Origin of the sequence: Moellerella wisconsensis ATCC 35017 (assembly GCF_001294465.1) — a bacterium.
GTDB classification, from domain to species: domain Bacteria; phylum Pseudomonadota; class Gammaproteobacteria; order Enterobacterales; family Enterobacteriaceae; genus Moellerella; species Moellerella wisconsensis.
This window is the reverse complement of record NZ_LGAA01000026.1, coordinates 295,100-312,928: the sequence shown is the minus strand read 5'-3', so window position 1 is coordinate 312,928 and position 17,829 is coordinate 295,100. Positions and strand designations below refer to the sequence as shown.

The 17,829-nt window shown below is 42.3% G+C and carries 16 protein-coding genes; 15 read left to right on the top strand and 1 reads right to left on the bottom strand.

Annotated features, from left to right (window positions below; all coding sequences use genetic code 11):
- Nucleotides 1–158 precede the first annotated feature (158 nt).
- Nucleotides 159–1,463 (bottom strand): citrate synthase, encoded by a 1,305-nt coding sequence (locus M992_RS13370; protein WP_053909042.1) that lies wholly within the window; start codon nucleotides 1,461–1,463, stop codon nucleotides 159–161.
- A gap of 637 nt (nucleotides 1,464–2,100) precedes the next feature.
- Here M992_RS13370 and sdhC point away from each other — a divergent pair.
- The 15 genes from sdhC (at nucleotide 2,101) to tolR (ending at nucleotide 17,815) form a co-directional block, all read left to right on the top strand.
- Nucleotides 2,101–2,481, top strand: coding sequence for a succinate dehydrogenase cytochrome b556 subunit (gene sdhC / locus M992_RS13365; RefSeq protein ID WP_134473743.1), 381 nt, complete (start codon nucleotides 2,101–2,103; stop codon nucleotides 2,479–2,481).
- Nucleotides 2,475–2,819, top strand: coding sequence for a succinate dehydrogenase membrane anchor subunit (gene sdhD / locus M992_RS13360; RefSeq protein ID WP_053909040.1), 345 nt, complete (start codon nucleotides 2,475–2,477; stop codon nucleotides 2,817–2,819). Before sdhC ends, sdhD begins: the two co-directional genes overlap by 7 nt.
- On the top strand, nucleotides 2,820–4,586 hold the full coding sequence (gene sdhA / locus M992_RS13355; RefSeq protein WP_053909039.1) for a succinate dehydrogenase flavoprotein subunit: 1,767 nt from the start codon (nucleotides 2,820–2,822) through the stop codon (nucleotides 4,584–4,586).
- Between the two features lie 35 nt (nucleotides 4,587–4,621).
- Nucleotides 4,622–5,338: a succinate dehydrogenase iron-sulfur subunit gene (locus M992_RS13350; protein WP_053909038.1), complete on the top strand. Its 717-nt coding sequence runs from the start codon at nucleotides 4,622–4,624 to the stop codon at nucleotides 5,336–5,338.
- Nucleotides 5,339–5,648: 310 nt separating this feature from the next.
- Nucleotides 5,649–8,456, top strand: a complete 2,808-nt coding sequence (gene sucA, locus M992_RS13345) for a 2-oxoglutarate dehydrogenase E1 component (protein ID WP_053909037.1) — start codon at nucleotides 5,649–5,651, stop codon at nucleotides 8,454–8,456.
- 14 nt (nucleotides 8,457–8,470) lie between these two features.
- Nucleotides 8,471–9,688, top strand: coding sequence for a 2-oxoglutarate dehydrogenase complex dihydrolipoyllysine-residue succinyltransferase (odhB, locus tag M992_RS13340; RefSeq protein WP_047255736.1), 1,218 nt, complete (start codon nucleotides 8,471–8,473; stop codon nucleotides 9,686–9,688).
- 134 nt (nucleotides 9,689–9,822) lie between these two features.
- Nucleotides 9,823–10,989 carry an ADP-forming succinate--CoA ligase subunit beta gene (sucC, locus tag M992_RS13335; protein ID WP_053909036.1) on the top strand — a complete coding sequence of 389 codons (1,167 nt, stop codon included), beginning with the start codon at nucleotides 9,823–9,825 and terminating at the stop codon, nucleotides 10,987–10,989.
- Complete coding sequence (sucD, locus tag M992_RS13330) at nucleotides 10,989–11,864, top strand: succinate--CoA ligase subunit alpha (RefSeq protein WP_053909035.1); 876 nt, start codon at nucleotides 10,989–10,991, stop codon at nucleotides 11,862–11,864. Before sucC ends, sucD begins: the two co-directional genes overlap by 1 nt.
- 1,166 nt (nucleotides 11,865–13,030) lie before the next feature.
- Nucleotides 13,031–14,599 carry a cytochrome ubiquinol oxidase subunit I gene (gene cydA / locus M992_RS13325; protein ID WP_047255733.1) on the top strand — a complete coding sequence of 523 codons (1,569 nt, stop codon included), beginning with the start codon at nucleotides 13,031–13,033 and terminating at the stop codon, nucleotides 14,597–14,599.
- Nucleotides 14,600–14,613: 14 nt separating this feature from the next.
- Nucleotides 14,614–15,753, top strand: coding sequence for a cytochrome d ubiquinol oxidase subunit II (gene cydB, locus M992_RS13320; RefSeq protein ID WP_053909034.1), 1,140 nt, complete (start codon nucleotides 14,614–14,616; stop codon nucleotides 15,751–15,753).
- A 12-nt stretch (nucleotides 15,754–15,765) separates the two neighbouring features.
- The gene (gene cydX / locus M992_RS14850; RefSeq protein WP_072057345.1) at nucleotides 15,766–15,882 is read left to right on the top strand and encodes a cytochrome bd-I oxidase subunit CydX; all 117 of its coding nucleotides are present in this window, start codon (nucleotides 15,766–15,768) and stop codon (nucleotides 15,880–15,882) included.
- The gene (gene ybgE / locus M992_RS13315; RefSeq protein ID WP_047255731.1) at nucleotides 15,882–16,169 is read left to right on the top strand and encodes a cyd operon protein YbgE; all 288 of its coding nucleotides are present in this window, start codon (nucleotides 15,882–15,884) and stop codon (nucleotides 16,167–16,169) included. The genes cydX and ybgE overlap by 1 nt, the downstream gene beginning before the upstream one ends.
- A gap of 130 nt (nucleotides 16,170–16,299) precedes the next feature.
- Nucleotides 16,300–16,695 (top strand): tol-pal system-associated acyl-CoA thioesterase, encoded by a 396-nt coding sequence (gene ybgC / locus M992_RS13310; RefSeq protein ID WP_053909033.1) that lies wholly within the window; start codon nucleotides 16,300–16,302, stop codon nucleotides 16,693–16,695.
- Nucleotides 16,692–17,375, top strand: coding sequence for a Tol-Pal system protein TolQ (gene tolQ, locus M992_RS13305; protein ID WP_053909032.1), 684 nt, complete (start codon nucleotides 16,692–16,694; stop codon nucleotides 17,373–17,375). The genes ybgC and tolQ overlap by 4 nt, the downstream gene beginning before the upstream one ends.
- Before the next feature lie 17 nt (nucleotides 17,376–17,392).
- Nucleotides 17,393–17,815 carry a colicin uptake protein TolR gene (gene tolR / locus M992_RS13300; protein WP_047255728.1) on the top strand — a complete coding sequence of 141 codons (423 nt, stop codon included), beginning with the start codon at nucleotides 17,393–17,395 and terminating at the stop codon, nucleotides 17,813–17,815.
- The last annotated feature ends 14 nt before the right edge of the window (nucleotides 17,816–17,829 follow it).

Genomic DNA, 17,829 nt, shown 5'->3' with positions numbered 1-17,829 from the left:
AGAAATAATAGATAGATTTGGCCAGTTAAAATAGGCGGCTAGTATTAATAATTGCTGTAAATAAGAGATAAAAAACCCCACGAATGTGGGGTTTTAGTTCTGTTGTAGGGCAGATATCTTTAGCTTTAGATCGTTAGTCGAGCGGTATTTTTCAGCAATTATTTTTGGCTGTTAATGGTATTACTTTTAAAATCACGTTTATCATAACCGGTATAAAGCTGGCGTGGACGCGCGATTTTTAGGCCATCATCATGCATTTCATTCCAGTGCGCAATCCAACCAATAGTACGAGCAATAGCAAAAATCACTGTAAACATTGTTGATGGAATTCCCATAGCTTTCAGTATGATACCTGAATAGAAATCCACGTTTGGATACAGTTTTTTCTCAATAAAGTATGGGTCGTTTAATGCGATGCGTTCTAACTCCATAGCCACTTCTAACAAACTGTCGTTTAGACCCAGTTCGGTGAGAACTTCATGGCAGGTTTCGCGCATAACGGTGGCTCGTGGGTCATGATTTTTATATACGCGGTGACCAAAGCCCATCAGACGGAATGAATCGTTTTTATCTTTAGCGCGGTTAATAAACTCAGGGATATGCTCTACGGTTTTGATCTCTTCGAGCATCCGCAAGCAGGCTTCGTTAGCCCCGCCATGTGCGGGTCCCCATAGTGATGCGATACCTGCCGCTATACAGGCGAATGGATTAGCGCCAGAAGAGCCGGCGGTACGCACGGTAGAAGTCGATGCATTTTGTTCGTGATCAGCATGTAGAATAAGAATTCTGTCCATTGCACGTTCTAGCACCGGATTTACTTTGTATTCTTCACATGGTGTAGCGAACATCATATGCAAGAAGTTACCTGCGTATGACAAGTCATTACGTGGATAAATAAAAGGTTGGCCGATGGAGTATTTATAACACATTGCGGCGACAGTCGGCATTTTGGACAGCAGACGGTAGGCGGTAATATCACGGTGACGTGGATTATTAACATCTAGTGCATCATGATAGAAAGCAGCTAGCGCACCAGTAACACCACAGAGCACTGCCATTGGATGTGAATCGCGGCGGAAGCCTTGCAGCAGACGGGTGATTTGCTCATGGATCATAGTGTGGCGAGTCACCGTATATTTGAATTCTTCATACTGTTCGACAGTCGGGATCTCGCCATACAGCAAAATATAGCAAACTTCGAGGTAGGTCGATTGCGTCGCAAGCTGATCAATCGGGAAGCCACGGTGCAGTAAGATACCTTTATCACCGTCAATAAAGGTGATTTTTGATTCACAGGACGCGGTGGATGTGAAGCCGGGATCGTAGGTAAAATACCCTTTAGAACCAAGCGCTCGTACATCAATAACCGGTTGGCCTAATGTTGGAGTTAGGATACCCAAATCAATAGATTTTTCACTGCTGCCAGCACTCTCAATGGTTAGCTTAGCTTTGTTATCAGCCATTTACTGTCTCCTTAGCGCGCGATAATCAACCCCTAACAACCTAATCTTAGCGTTATACTGTGTCTTACGGCATTGTGCCATTAGTGCATGAAGGAAATCAGGCAGCTATCACACAAACATATATAATTTAATTTGTGCCAACAATATTTTTATAGGTTGTTAACAGGTCTGTCGATGTCGATGTTATGTTCTATTGTTGTTTTATTCCACAATAACACTAAACTTTGTATGGATAACAATTATTTCATAACTTTTGTTTTTGCTTTTCCTGCCGATAATCTTAATTAACGGCATTTAGTCTATTTGCTAGCCCTATATGTAAAGTAAATGTTGATTCTTTGTCAAATGAGACGAGCGAATTTATATAAATTGTTTAAATCGTGATCCTTCTCACTGTTCAGGCTAAATGTCTCCAAACATATTGTGTGGGAATTGTAATGATGATGTGAAGCACATATACTGCGGCAAGGTCTCCGGATTGCCTGATGTAGGAGCACCCAGCGTAATCAACGTACAACTTTTTTAAACATGATGGATTAAAGTTTTAGTTAAGTTGTATTTTGTATCCCGTAGCGCTGTATGATTTCCCGCCCCAGGTCCGGAGGAAGGAAAATAATAAAAGAGCTGTGTGGGCTAAATTGTGAAAAAACAAAGACCTGTCAACCTTGATTTGCAGACGATCCAATTTCCGATCACTGCTATCGCCTCGATCTTACACCGTGTCTCTGGCGTAATTACCTTTATCGCAGTTGGTATACTGCTGTGGTTATTGGGCACCTCTCTATCTTCGCCAGATGGATTTCAATATGCGTCTGAATTAATGACTGGCTTTTTTGCTAAGTTTATTCTTTGGGGCATTCTTACTGCATTGGCCTACCATATCTGTGGCGGTATTCGTCATATGCTGATGGATTTCGGTGTTATTGACGAAACATTAGCGGTAGGTAATTTTTCTGCAAAAGCCGCATTTGCTATCACCATCATCTTGTCAATTCTAGCGGGGGTATTGGTATGGTAAGCAATGCATCTACTTTTGGTCGTTCCGGTATCCACGATTGGTTACTGATCCGCGCCTCTGCAATCATCATCGCTTTATATGTGATTTATCTTGTTGGCTTTGTGGCTATTAACGATATAACTTACGAAGTTTGGCGTGGTTTCTTTGCCTCCTCAGTAACTAAAGTATTTACTGTCCTTACATTGTTATCGATTTTAGTACACGCATGGATAGGTTTGTGGCAGGTATTGACTGACTATATTAAACCGGTCGCGTTGCGCCTAGTTCTACAATTTTTATTAGTTGTGGTGCTGCTGGCTTACTTAATTTACGGAACAATTGTGGTGTGGGGTGTATAAATGAAACTGCCAGTAAGAGAGTTTGACGCTATCGTTATTGGTGCGGGGGGGGCAGGTATGCGCGCCGCACTACAGATTTCTCAAATGGGCCTTAGTTGCGCCTTATTATCTAAAGTTTTTCCGACCCGTTCTCATACAGTATCCGCGCAAGGGGGCATTACCGTTGCTCTAGGAAATACCCACCCGGATAATTGGGAATGGCATATGTACGATACTGTCAAAGGCTCTGATTATATTGGGGATCAGGACGCTATTGAATATATGTGTCAAACCGGTCCAGAAGCTATTTTAGAGCTGGAGCATATGGGATTACCTTTTTCTCGTTTAGATGACGGAACAATTTACCAACGCCCATTTGGTGGTCAATCTAAAAACTTTGGTGGTGAGCAAGCGGCACGTACTGCGGCTGCAGCTGACCGTACGGGCCATGCTTTATTGCATACTCTGTACCAACAAAATCTGAAAAACCATACTACGATTTTCTCTGAATGGTATGCGCTTGATCTGGTGAAAAACCAAGACGGCGATATTGTCGGTTGTACCGCTATTTGTATGGAAACTGGCGAAGTCGTCTATTTTAAAGCCAAAGCGACAATCTTGGCGACCGGTGGAGCAGGGCGGATTTACCAATCCACCACTAACGCACATATAAATACTGGCGACGGTGTTGGTATGGCCGTTCGTGCAGGTGTGCCTCTACAAGATATGGAAATGTGGCAGTTCCATCCTACCGGAATCGCAGGCGCGGGGGTATTGGTTACCGAAGGTTGCCGTGGTGAAGGCGGTTATTTGCTGAATAAAGATGGCGAACGTTTTATGGAGCGCTATGCGCCAAACGCCAAAGATTTAGCCGGTCGAGATGTAGTGGCGCGTTCTATTATGATTGAAATTCGTGAAGGCCGCGGTTGTGAAGGCCCGTGGGGACCTCACGCGAAATTAAAACTCGATCATTTAGGCAAAGAAGTTTTGGAATCACGCTTGCCGGGTATTTTAGAATTATCTCGCACATTTGCTCATGTCGATCCTATCAAAGAACCTATTCCAGTAATTCCAACGTGTCATTATATGATGGGCGGTATTCCGACCAAAGTGACGGGGCAAGCATTACGGATTAATGCTAACGGCGAAGATGAAGTCATCCCGGGCCTGTTCGCTGTCGGTGAGATTGCTTGTGTATCTGTTCATGGCGCTAACCGTTTAGGCGGTAACTCCTTGCTTGATTTAGTGGTTTTCGGCCGTTCTGCGGGCTTGCATTTGAAAGAGTCACTGATGGAACAAGGTACTATGCGTGATGCTAGCGAATCTGATATTGATGCTGCATTAAGTCGCTTTAATCGTTGGGAAAGTACTCGTACGGGTGAAGATCCGGTTGAAATTCGTAAAGCGCTACAAACCTGCATGCAGCATAATTTCTCGGTATTCCGTGAAGGTGATGCGATGGCGAAAGGACTAGAAGAGCTAAAAACTATCCGTGAACGCTTACAAAATGCGCGTCTTGATGATACCTCAACAGAGTTTAATACCCAACGAATTGAATGTTTAGAACTGGATAACTTGATGGAAACTGCTTATGCCACCGCGCAAGCAGCTAACTATCGTACAGAAAGCCGTGGAGCGCATAGCCGCTTTGACTATCCGGATCGCGATGATGCTAACTGGCTGTGTCACTCTCTGTATTTACCGCAATCTGAAACGATGACACGTCGCGAAGTCAACATGCAGCCTAAATTGCGTGAAGCCTTCCCACCGAAAATACGTACCTATTAATGCGTGGTGTTAATCCAGTTGCGGAGAAATAAATTATGAAATTAGAATTCTCGATTTATCGTTATAACCCCGATGCAGATAATGCGCCACGCATGCAGGATTACACGCTTGATGTTCCTGCTGGCCGTGACATGATGCTGCTCGATGCGTTGATTGCGCTAAAAGAACAAGATCCCACGTTGTCATTCCGTCGTTCTTGCCGTGAAGGTGTTTGTGGCTCAGATGGCGTAAATATGAACGGTAAGAATGGCTTGGCATGTATTACGCCATTGTCTGCATTATCGCGCCCGGGCAAGAAAATAGTGATCCGTCCATTACCAGGGTTGCCGGTTGTTCGCGACCTGATTATTGATATGACGCAATTTTATACTCAGTACGAAAAAATTCGTCCTTATTTAATCAATGACAACAAAAATCTACCTGCGCGTGAAAATCTACAGACACCTGCTCAGCGTGAAAAATTAGATGGTTTGTATGAGTGTATTTTGTGCGCATGTTGTTCAACCTCTTGCCCATCATTTTGGTGGAATCCAGATAAATTTATCGGGCCCGCAGGGTTACTCGCTGCATATCGTTTCTTAATAGATAGTAGAGATACTGAAACCGATGGCCGATTAGATGATCTGAACGACGCTTTTAGTGTTTTCCGCTGTCATAGCATAATGAATTGTGTCAATGTATGCCCTAAAGGGCTAAATCCAACCAAAGCTATCGGTCATATTAAGTCTATGTTATTAAAACATAGTGCATAATAGGATGTTAGTGGTGTAATTATGAGTCTCCTGCGGTGTGATTTTCACCGCAGGGTTTAATCGAAAAATACGATGACGAAGAGCAATAAGTGCCAACTGCAAATGATGAAGATACGTGCTTAGTGAGGGACCTTTAAAAACTGCCGACAGTTCTTAAAGGTTCCTTAAAAAGGGAAATCCTCAGCAATAAGAGGACCCAAAGAGAGAACATGCACAAAGCACGTCCAGATGAACCTTTATCGACACCGCTTAACCGCGGTATTAGTTAATAACGGCGAAAACTAAAGCTTTAGTAGCTTGAGGGATCACAATGCAGAACGGCGTAATGAAGGACTGGCTGGATTCAAGTTTTCTGGCTGGCGCAAACCAGTCTTACATAGAGCAGCTCTATGAAGATTATTTAACTGACCCTAATTCCGTTGATGCCGGCTGGAGAGAAATTTTCCAGCAGTTACCTGACGCAGGCTCCAACGGAGAGCAACCCCACTCACAGACGCGCGATTACTTTCGCCGCCTAGCGAAAGAATCTACCCGCTATAATACATCTGTCAGCGATCCTCAATTAGATGCAAAACAAGTTAAAGTATTGCAGCTGATTAACGCATTCCGCTTCCGAGGACACCAGAATGCGAATTTAGATCCCCTCGGATTATGGAAACAGGAACCCGTTCCTGATTTAGACCCTACTTTTCATAATCTCACCAAAGCTGATTTAGACGAAACCTTCAACGTCGGTTCTTTTGCTATTGGTAAAGAAACGATGAAATTAGGCGAACTATACGATGCCCTGAAACGTATTTATTGCGGTTCAATTGGTGCTGAGTATATGCATATTACCAATACTGAAGAAAAACGCTGGATCCAACAACGTTTAGAATCTGTACAAGTCAGTGACATTTTCACTAAAGAAGAAAAATGCCGTTTTTTAGCTGAGTTAACCGCAGCTGAAGGTTTAGAACGCTATCTGGGAGCTAAATTCCCGGGGGCCAAACGTTTCTCATTGGAAGGTGGTGATGCACTGATCCCAATGCTAAAAGATTTGATTCGTCATGCAGGAAAACAAGATACCCGTGAAGTGGTACTGGGTATGGCGCACCGTGGTCGTCTAAACGTTCTGGTTAATATTTTAGGTAAAATTCCTTCAGAGCTATTTGATGAGTTTGCCGGTAAGCATAAAGATCACCTAGGTACAGGTGACGTTAAATACCATCAAGGTTTCTCTTCTGATTTCGCCACTGAAGGTGCCAAAGTTCACTTGGCATTAGCGTTTAACCCATCTCATTTAGAGATTGTTAGCCCGGTGGTTATTGGTTCTGTTCGTGCGCGTCGTGACCGTTTAGATGAAGCTCGTAGCAATATGGTCTTGCCAATTACTATTCATGGTGATGCGGCGGTGACAGGCCAAGGCGTAGTTCAAGAGACGTTAAATATGTCTCAAGCGCGAGGCTATGAAGTTGGCGGTACTGTTCGTATCGTGATCAATAACCAGATTGGATTTACAACGTCTAACCCGAAAGATGCACGTTCAGCCGAATATTGTACCGATGTAGTGAAAATGGTGCAGGCGCCAATTTTCCACGTTAATGCGGATGATCCTGAAGCTGTCGCATTTGTGACTCGTTTGGCGTTAGATTTCCGTAATACCTTTAAACGCGATGTGATGATTGATTTGGTTTGCTACCGCCGCCATGGTCATAACGAAGCTGATGAGCCAAGTGCAACGCAGCCAATAATGTATCAAAAAATCAAGAAACATCCGACACCACGTAAAATCTATGCGGATAAATTAATCGAGCAAAATATCGTTACTGCGAATGATGTCACAGAAATGGTTAACGTTTATCGTGATGCATTAGATCGTGGTGATTGTGTGGTCGAAGAATGGCGTCCAATGGGGCTGAATGCTTACACTTGGGAACCGTATCTTAATCACGATTGGGATCAAGATTATAAAGCTCAGTTCGATTTAAAACGACTGCAAGAACTCGGTACTAAACTGAGCACTATTCCAGAAGAAGTGGTCATGCAGTCTCGGGTTGAGAAGATTTATAACGACCGTGCTGAAATGGCCAAAGGTGAGAAGTTATTAGACTGGGGTGCGGCTGAAACTTTAGCGTACGCAACCTTAGTTGATGAAGGCATTCCTATCCGTTTATCTGGTGAAGATGCTGGCCGTGGCACGTTTTTCCATCGCCATGCGGTTATCCATAATCAAACCAACGGCTCAGTTTACGTTCCATTAGCCAATATTCATAATGGTCAGGGCGTATTTAATGTCTGGGATTCCGTGCTGTCAGAAGAAGCAGTACTGGCGTTTGAATATGGCTATGCGACCACCGAGCCCCGTACACTAGCTATCTGGGAAGCTCAATTTGGTGACTTCGCCAACGTTGCTCAAGTTGTTATTGACCAGTTTATTAGCTCTGGCGAACAAAAATGGGGACGTATGTGCGGTCTGGTCATGCTGCTACCTCACGGCTATGAAGGCCAAGGCCCAGAGCACTCTTCTGCGCGATTGGAGCGTTATTTGCAATTATGCGCTGAGCAAAATATGCAAGTTTGTGTCCCGTCGACACCAGCTCAGGTTTATCACATGTTGCGCCGCCAAGCATTACGTGGAATGCGCCGTCCATTAATCGTGATGTCACCTAAATCACTGTTACGTCACCCATTAGCGGTTTCTAGCTTGGAAGAATTAGCTCACGGTAAATTCCAACCAGTCATCGATGAAATTGATCCGCTGGATACGAAAAATGTGAAACGCGTTGTGATGTGTTCCGGTAAAGTTTATTACGATTTATTAGAACAACGTCGCAAAAATGCCCAAATTGACGTGGCTATTATCCGTGTGGAGCAGCTGTATCCGTTCCCTCATGAAGATATCCAACAAATTTTTGCTGCATATGCACATGTCAAAGATTTCGTTTGGTGCCAAGAAGAACCCTTAAATCAAGGTGCTTGGTATTGTAGCCAACATAATTTCCGTGAAGCCATCCCATGTGGGGCATCTTTACGTTATGCGGGTCGTCCTGCTTCCGCTTCCCCGGCAGTTGGATACACCTCCGTTCACCTAGAGCAGCAAAAAGCTTTAGTTGATGACGCTCTGAACATTGAATAATTAAAGGATAGAAAATGAGTAGTGTAGAAATTCTTGTTCCCGATCTTCCTGAATCCGTTGCTGATGCGTCGGTTGCCACATGGCATAAAAAACCAGGTGACAGCGTCGAACGTGATGAAGTTCTGGTTGAGATTGAAACCGATAAAGTGGTGTTAGAAGTTCCAGCTAGCGAAGCCGGGGTGCTAGAAGCAATTATTGAAGAAGAAGGCGCCACTGTTCTATCTAAACAATTGTTAGGACGTATTCGTCTTGGTGATAGCACTGGCATTCCAGCAGAAGTTAAAGATGTACAGAGTTCAACGCCTGCACAGCGTCAAACAGCAAGCTTAGAAACTGAACATAACGATGCGCTTAGCCCAGCAGTACGTCGTTTAGTCGCAGAGCATGACCTTAATCCTGCTGATATTAAAGGCAGCGGGGTCGGTGGACGATTAACTCGTGAAGATGTTGAAAAACATGTTGCTACTGCAAAATCTGTCGCGCCAGCAGCCCCGGTTTCTGCGCCTCAAGCGCCTGCGGCTCCATTAGCTCACCGCAGTGAAAAACGAGTACCAATGACACGCTTACGTAAACGTGTCGCTGAACGTCTGTTAGAAGCTAAAAATAGCACGGCTATGCTAACAACATTCAATGAAATCAATATGCAGCCAATTAAAGACCTGCGTAAGCAATACGGTGAAGCGTTCGAAAAACGTCACGGTGTTCGCTTGGGCTTTATGTCCTTCTACATTAAAGCCGCAGTTGAAGCCTTAAAACGCTATCCAGAAGTGAATGCATCTATCGATGGGACTGATGTTGTTTATCATAACTATTTTGATATCAGTATTGCGGTATCCACGCCGCGTGGTCTGGTAACTCCAGTCTTGCGTGATGTTGATGCAATGAGCATGGCGGATATCGAGAAAGCGATTAAAGAACTCGCGGTGAAAGGTCGTGACGGTAAACTAACGGTTGAGGATTTAACCGGAGGTAACTTCACTATCACTAATGGTGGTGTGTTTGGCTCACTCATGTCTACGCCTATTATTAATCCACCACAAAGTGCGATTTTAGGTATGCATGCGATTAAAGATCGTCCAATGGCGGTGAATGGTAAAGTTGAAATCTTACCAATGATGTACTTAGCACTGTCTTATGACCACCGTCTGATTGATGGTCGTGAATCCGTTGGATTCTTGGTAACAATTAAAGATATGCTGGAAGATCCAGCGCGTTTATTACTGGACGTATAGCAACATAACAGGGTAGCCCGAGAGCTACCCGGTCTGAAATAAAGGAGGTAATAGCGTTTTAAAGTGCGCTATTACCGTAACAACAGTAGGAGGCGTATTTGCGCCTCTTCAGACTCAATTATGGATAGAACATCATGAACTTACACGAGTATCAGGCGAAACAGTTATTTGCACGCTATGGTTTGCCAGCACCGACAGGCTATGCTTGCGATTCTGCAGAACAGGCTGTTGAAGCCGCAAAAAAAATCGGTAATGGCCCTTGGGTGATTAAATGTCAGGTTCATGCAGGTGGACGTGGTAAAGCGGGTGGCGTGAAAGTTACCAGTAATCTTGATGAGATAAAAGCATTTGCAGAAAAATGGTTAGGTCAATATTTAGTTACTTATCAAACAGATGCACATGGTCAGCCAGTTAATCAAGTATTGGTTGAAGAAGCGACAGATATCGCGAGAGAATTATATTTAGGTGCAGTAGTTGACCGTGGCACACGTCGTGTAGTGTTCATGGCATCGACAGAAGGTGGTGTGGAAATTGAAAAAGTGGCGGAAGAAACGCCAGAGCTTATCCACAAAGCAATTATTGATCCATTAACTGGTCCTATGCCGTATCAAGGCCGTGAGTTAGCATTTAAATTGGGCCTTAGCGGTAAACAAGTTAGTCAATTCGCTAAAATTTTCATGGGCTTAGCAACCATGTTCTTAGAGCGTGATTTAGCGATGGCTGAAATTAACCCATTGGTAATTAATACCCAGGGCGAACTAATTTGTTTAGATGGTAAATTAGGTATTGATGGTAACGCACTGTATCGTCAAGCTGAATTGCGCGAAATGCGCGATGAATCGCAAGAAGATGCCCGCGAAGCGCAAGCAGCGCAGTGGGAGTTAAACTACGTTGCGCTTGATGGCAATATTGGTTGTATGGTTAACGGTGCAGGATTAGCGATGGGCACCATGGATATTGTTAAATTACATGGTGGTTCTCCGGCTAACTTCCTGGATGTTGGCGGTGGTGCAACTAAAGAACGAGTGACTGAGGCTTTCAAAATTATTTTGTCGGATGACAATGTAAAAGCTGTTTTTGTTAATATTTTTGGTGGGATCGTTCGTTGTGACCTGATTGCTGACGGCATTATTGGTGCGGTTGAAGAAGTGGGCGTTAATGTTCCGGTTGTGGTACGTCTTGAAGGTAATAACGCAGAATTAGGTGCACAAAAACTGGCAGATAGTGGCTTAAATATTATTGCCGCAACCAGCTTGGCAGATGCAGCGAAACAAGCAGTAGCAGCAGCGGAGGCTAAATAATGTCTATTTTAATCGATAAAAATACTAAAGTAATTTGCCAAGGTTTCACCGGTAGCCAAGGAACTTTCCATTCAGAACAAGCGATTGCTTATGGCACGCAAATGGTCGGTGGAGTTACTCCGGGCAAAGGTGGTACTGAACATTTAGGTCTGCCAGTATTTAATACAGTTCGTGAAGCTGTCGAAGCTACAGGCGCTACTGCCTCCGTTATTTATGTGCCAGCACCATTTTGCAAAGATTCGATTTTGGAAGCTATCGACGCGGGGATTAAACTGATTATCACTATTACAGAAGGCATTCCTACGTTGGATATGCTGGTGGTTAAAGTGAAATTAGATCAAGCCGGTGTTCGTATGATAGGTCCTAACTGTCCGGGAGTTATCACTCCGGGTGAATGTAAGATTGGTATTATGCCGGGCCATATTCATTTACCGGGTAAAGTTGGGATTGTTTCGCGCTCAGGAACATTGACCTATGAAGCGGTAAAACAGACCACTGACGCAGGCTTAGGCCAATCAACCTGTGTGGGTATTGGTGGCGATCCCATCCCAGGCTCTAACTTTATTGATATTCTGAAATTATTCCAAGAAGATCCACAAACTGAAGCTATTGTTATGATAGGTGAGATTGGTGGTACGGCAGAAGAAGAAGCCGCGGCGTTTATAAAAGAACATGTGACTAAACCTGTTGTTGCTTATATCGCGGGTGTTACGGCACCTAAAGGTAAACGTATGGGCCACGCTGGCGCAATTATTGCTGGCGGTAAAGGTACAGCTGATGAGAAGTTTGCCGCTCTTGAAGCCGCAGGCGTCAAAACAGTACGCAGCCTCGCTGATATCGGAGAAGCAGTTAACTCTCTATTAGCTGCTAAATAGGATAATGTGTGATTGTTTGATAAATAGTTTGATAAAAATTATAATTATCAATAAATTAGATGGTTATTAAACAAATGAGTTAAACATCAGCAAGACACTTTAAAAGCTACCTTATAGGTGGCTTTTTTTATGTTTAAATTAAGTTATGAGTGATTTTTAGCTTGAAAATTTAATGATTACTTTTAAGTTAATTGATATGATTTATATTCATATGCAATAGAAGGATCACATTTGACTTATATTAAGTGTTTTATTGCACGATTAACATGCTGTTAGTGTGTATTTTAACCGTTTTTTCGGTGTGATTACCTAGCTGTCTAGATATATTTATCTAAGATTATATATTAATTATTAATGTATATTTAATAATATATTTTCAGGATAGGATAGTCAGCTTAAACAACCTCAACTAATTGAATTGGTATGATTTTTAATTTTTTTATAGATCAGTTATTCAATTTATTTACCTGAGTAAAATAGTCAAATATAAATAACTATCATAATTAATGATATAAATAATAGTTATTAAATAGCCTTTATTAGGCTATTTTGTTTTTTATAAACGTAAATATAAAACAAAAAATAATATATAAATTAGACAGTGTTAATCAAATTTTTAAATATAGTGAATAGAGGTGATGATATATTCACTATATTTTTTCGATAAAATCGGAAAAAATAGAATATCTATCCTTTGTGTCAATAAAAGATGAGACTTAACTTTCTTGTGCCATTTTTTAAAATTAGACGCTAATTTTGTTATCCATAAATAACGTATGATTAACATCTAAATAACTCAAAATAGTGTCATAGGATAATTAATTAACAATTACTAAAAAATGCAGTAAATCAATTTATTAAGTACTGGCAATATTCATCTAAATTGCTTAAATTGTTGCTAGATCAATTACTCTATTTTTTAGTCTTGGATATAAAATTTGATGTAAAGTCAGAATTCGAATCTGAGTCACGCAAAATTAGTTTATTGTATGTGAAGATAAGCGTACTATTATTAAGGTATCTATTGAGTTTTTGGTTTGGTTAATTATTTGTTTTGTTGTCATAGAGGCATTTATTGCTGGTAGTTAAGAGGTTTTCCTATTATAAAAAATCGGAAGCCGGGTTGCCGCATGTCGGTGTCTTCCTGCTAGGAGCAAGGAGTCAAGATGTTTGATATTGTCGAACTGTCACGATTACAGTTTGCCTTAACCGCAATGTATCACTTTCTATTCGTTCCATTAACGCTAGGTATGGCGTTTTTGTTAGCGATTATGGAAACGATATATGTGCTGTCGGGCAAGCAAATATATAAAGATATGACTAAGTTCTGGGGTAAGTTATTTGGTATTAACTTTGCTCTGGGTGTTGCTACAGGTTTGACTATGGAGTTCCAATTCGGGACTAACTGGTCATATTTCTCTCATTACGTGGGTGATATCTTCGGTGCTCCTCTGGCAATCGAAGGCCTGATGGCGTTCTTCTTAGAATCTACCTTCGTTGGTCTATTCTTCTTCGGTTGGGATCGTTTAAGTAAAAAACAACATCTCGCCGTTACCTGGTTAGTTGCTTTAGGTTCTAACTTCTCAGCATTGTGGATTTTGATTGCCAATGCTTGGATGCAAAACCCTGTTGCTGCCGACTTCAATTTTGAAACTATGCGCATGGAAATGCTCAGCTTCTCTGAGTTAGTACTTAATCCAGTAGCACAGGTCAAATTTGTTCATACAGTGGCGGCTGGTTACTGTACAGGTGCAATGTTTATTCTGGGTATTAGCTCTTACTACTTGCTTAAAGGTCGTGATGTTGCGTTTGCAAAACGTTCATTTGCAGTTGCTGCAAGTTTTGGTATTGCTGCGGTATTATCCGTTATCGTACTGGGTGATGAATCGGGTTACGAAATGGGTGATGTGCAGAAAACCAAACTCGCCGCGGTTGAAGCCGAGTGGGAAACCCATGCACCGCCAGCATCATTTAACTTGATTGCTTGGCCTGATACCGAAAAAATGGAAAATAAATTTGCGATTCAGATCCCATGGTTGATGGGTATCATTGCAACGCGTTCCATCGATACTCCAGTTTTAGGTCTGAAAGACTTAATGTCTCAGCATGAAGTTCGCGTCCGTAACGGTATGGTGGCTTATGGTCAGCTACAAGAATTATTAGCGGGTAATAAAGATCCAGCACTGCGTGAATCTTTTGGCGAAAACAAAAAAGACCTCGGTTATGGTCTGTTGCTGAAACGTTATACTGAAAATGTTACTGATGCGAGCGAAGCAGACATCAAAGCTGCAGCGAAAGACAGTATCCCTAATGTAGGTCCTCTGTTCTGGGCATTCCGTATCATGGTTGCTGTTGGCTTCCTGTTACTGCTTATTATTGGTCTTTCTTTCTTATCTGTTGTTCGTAACCGTATCGGCAAAAGTAAATGGCTGCTGCGTATGGCGCTATTTGGTATTCCATTACCGTGGATTGCCGTTGAAGCTGGTTGGTTTGTTGCAGAATATGGTCGTCAGCCTTGGGCAATTGGGGAAATATTACCAACTGCTGTAGCTCATTCTACTTTGACTACTACTGACCTCATCTTCTCAATGGCGCTGATCTGTGGTCTGTATACGCTGTTCTTAATTGCTGAAATGTTCTTAATGTTCAAATTTGCTCGCAAAGGACCAAGTAGTCTGAAAACTGGTCGTTATCACTTTGAACAGAAAAACACCTCTGCACAAGACGTTCAGTAAACAGGAGTCCACTTATGTTTGATTATGAAGTTCTTAGATTTGTGTGGTGGATACTGATCGGTATTTTACTGATTGGGTTTGCTGTCACAGATGGTTTTGACATGGGCGTTGGCTTTTTATTACCAATTATTGGTAAAACGGATACCGAACGCCGCATTATGATTAACTCAGTTGCGCCGCACTGGGATGGTAACCAAGTTTGGTTAATTACTGCAGGTGGTGCACTATTTGCTGCATGGCCGATGGTTTATGCTGCGGCATTCTCCGGTTTCTACATGGCTATGATTTTGGTTCTAGCTGCATTATTTTTCCGTCCGGTAGGCTTTGACTATCGTTCGAAGTTAGAAAATCCAAAATGGCGTAACATGTGGGATTGGGGCCTGTTTATCGGTGGTTTTGTTCCTCCATTAGTTATCGGCGTTGCATTTGGTAACCTGCTATTAGGTGTTCCATTTGAAGTTAATTCACAGCTGTATTTGAATTACACCGGTAATCTATTTGGTTTATTAAACCCATATGGTCTGCTTGCAGGTGTTGTCAGCTTGATGATGATCGTTACACAGGGCGCAACCTATTTACAGATGCGTACTTCGGGTGAGTTACATTTGCGTAGCCGCAAAACAACTTATTTGACTGCATTACTCACGCTTTTAGCGTTTGGCGGGGCAGGTGTATGGTTAGTCATGGGCATCGATGGTTATGTTGTGACTTCAGTATTAGACACCAAAAGTGTTTCTAATCCGTTAAATAAAGAAGTTGCTGTTCAGGCAGGTGCTTGGTTAACTAACTTCCATAACTATCAAGCGCTGTGGGCATTACCTGCATTAGGTTTAGTGTGTCCTTTATTGACCATACTATTTACTAAAGCAGATAAAGGTGCTTTGGCATTCATAACCTCTTCATTGACGATTGCATGTATCATTTTGACTTGTGGTGTTGCGATGTTCCCATTCATCATGCCTTCAAGCATCATGCCAAATGCAAGTCTGACAATGTGGGATGCAACTTCTAGCTTGTTCACACTTCAGGTTATGACTGTTGTTGCGATTATTTTTGTTCCGATTATTTTGGCTTACACTTCTTGGTGTTATTACAAAATGTTTGGTCGTCTGGACAAAAAATTCATCGAAAGCAACAATCATTCACTGTACTAAGGAGCATAACACATGTGGTATTTTGCCTGGATACTTGGCACGCTGTTAGCATGTAGCTTTGCAGTGATAGCAGCTTTAGCGCTAGAGCATGCGGAAAGCTCAAAAGCTGCTAATGATGGCGAAGAATAATGTTGGCAGATAAATGCTACCAACTGATGGATAAGGGGCCAGTGAGGGCCCTTATCCTCATTTTAGCGCTCGTCATGGCAGGTTGTGTCATGTGGGATCCTTCCCAGTTCGCTGCGAATACGAGTTCATTTAAGATTTGGCAGGGTATTATTCTTATTTGGGCTACGTGTGCTGCTGTGATTTTTGGGGTAGGTTTTCGCCCACATAAATTGATTTGGCGAGTTATTTTTCATCCGCTCATCGCCGCAATCATCCTCATTTGGGGACTTTTCCGCTTCTTCAGTTAATCCCCTATCTATTATGGGCTACTCGGCCCATAATATTTTTTCTGTTCTTTACGTGCAAATCATTCCAATAATGCAGCGTCTTCAGTATAGTGGCACGGTTAATTAATTTAACTAAGCTGGAGTGATTAATATGTTGTCTCGATGGCCTATTCGCATTTATTACGAAGATACTGATGCGGGTGGGGTAGTTTATCATGCACGCTATTTGGCTTTTTTTGAACGAGCCAGAACAGAAATGCTACGCGAGAAAGGTATTAATCAGCAGAGTTTATTGGCGATGAATATTGGATTTGTGGTTCGTAGTATGCAAACTGATTTTCTAGCACCCGCCAAATTAGATGATTTGTTAGAAGTTGAAACTAGCCTTATTGAGATAAAACGGGCCTCTTTAACTTTTGCTCAGCGGTTAGTTAATTCACAAGGGAAAGTACTTTGTCGGGCAGAAGCCCTTATTGCTTGTGTTGACATATCTAAAATGAAGCCTACAGCGCTTCCTAAGTCTATTGTCGCGGAGTTTAAACAGTGACTGACATGAATATCCTGGATTTATTCCTGAAAGCGGGCCTATTGGTTCAGTTCATTATGCTCATTTTAATCTGTTTTTCGATTGCATCTTGGGCGATTATTTTTCAACGGACAAAAGTATTAAATGCGGCGACCCGAGAGTCGGAAGCCTTTGAAGATAAGTTTTGGTCTGGAATTGAATTATCTCGTTTATATAAAGAAAGTCAGGCTCGTCGTGATGATCTGAGTGGCACTGAGCAGATTTTTTATTCTGGATTTAAAGAGTTTGCCCGCTTACATCAAGCGAATTTACATGCACCAGAAGCAGTAGTGACTGGGGCAACTCGAGCAATGCGTATATCAATGAATCGAGAAATCGAGTCCTTAGAAAATAATATTCCTTTTTTAGGTACCGTCGGATCAATTAGTCCATATATTGGCTTATTTGGTACGGTATGGGGAATTATGCACGCCTTTATCGCACTAGGTTCGGTTAAACAAGCAACATTACAGATGGTCGCTCCTGGGATTGCAGAAGCATTAATTGCAACGGCTATTGGTCTGTTTGCAGCAATTCCCGCTGTTATGGCATTTAACCGACTTAATCAGCGCGTAAATAAGCTAGAACAAGGTTATGACAACTTTATGGAAGAGTTTTTGGCGATTTTACATCGTCAGGCCTTCACCTCTGATAAGAAATAAAATGGGGAGAGAAGCGAATGGCGCGCAATAGTCGCAAACGTGAGCTGAAATCCGAAATCAATATCGTTCCTCTGCTGGACGTGCTTTTGGTTCTGTTGTTAATTTTTATGGCAACTGCACCCATTATTTCACAGAGTGTAGAAGTTGATCTGCCGGAGGCAACGGACACACAAACCGTTGCAAGCACCGATAATCCACCTGTCATCCTTGAAGTCGCAGGTGTTGGACAATATAACATGCTGATTGATGGCGAACGCCTTGATTTACTGCCACCGGAACAAATTGCTGCTGAAGCAAAATCTCAGCTTGAAAAAAATCCGAAAACAGTCTTTTTGATTGGCGGTGCGAAAGAGGTTCCTTATGATGAAGTGATCAAAGCATTAAATCTTCTTCATCAAGCGGGCATTAAGTCAGTGGGTTTAATGACTCAGCCACTTTAGTGCCGGGTTAGCAT

Coding starts and splice junctions, on each gene's coding strand:
- M992_RS13370 (WP_053909042.1), bottom strand. CDS start 1,463: ATGGCTGATAACAAAGCTAAGCTAACCATTGAGAGTGCTGGCAGCAGT.
- sdhD (WP_053909040.1), top strand. CDS start 2,475: ATGGTAAGCAATGCATCTACTTTTGGTCGTTCCGGTATCCACGATTGG.
- sdhA (WP_053909039.1), top strand. CDS start 2,820: ATGAAACTGCCAGTAAGAGAGTTTGACGCTATCGTTATTGGTGCGGGG.
- M992_RS13350 (WP_053909038.1), top strand. CDS start 4,622: ATGAAATTAGAATTCTCGATTTATCGTTATAACCCCGATGCAGATAAT.
- sucA (WP_053909037.1), top strand. CDS start 5,649: ATGCAGAACGGCGTAATGAAGGACTGGCTGGATTCAAGTTTTCTGGCT.
- odhB (WP_047255736.1), top strand. CDS start 8,471: ATGAGTAGTGTAGAAATTCTTGTTCCCGATCTTCCTGAATCCGTTGCT.
- sucC (WP_053909036.1), top strand. CDS start 9,823: ATGAACTTACACGAGTATCAGGCGAAACAGTTATTTGCACGCTATGGT.
- sucD (WP_053909035.1), top strand. CDS start 10,989: ATGTCTATTTTAATCGATAAAAATACTAAAGTAATTTGCCAAGGTTTC.
- cydA (WP_047255733.1), top strand. CDS start 13,031: ATGTTTGATATTGTCGAACTGTCACGATTACAGTTTGCCTTAACCGCA.
- cydB (WP_053909034.1), top strand. CDS start 14,614: ATGTTTGATTATGAAGTTCTTAGATTTGTGTGGTGGATACTGATCGGT.
- cydX (WP_072057345.1), top strand. CDS start 15,766: ATGTGGTATTTTGCCTGGATACTTGGCACGCTGTTAGCATGTAGCTTT.
- ybgE (WP_047255731.1), top strand. CDS start 15,882: ATGTTGGCAGATAAATGCTACCAACTGATGGATAAGGGGCCAGTGAGG.
- ybgC (WP_053909033.1), top strand. CDS start 16,300: ATGTTGTCTCGATGGCCTATTCGCATTTATTACGAAGATACTGATGCG.
- tolR (WP_047255728.1), top strand. CDS start 17,393: ATGGCGCGCAATAGTCGCAAACGTGAGCTGAAATCCGAAATCAATATC.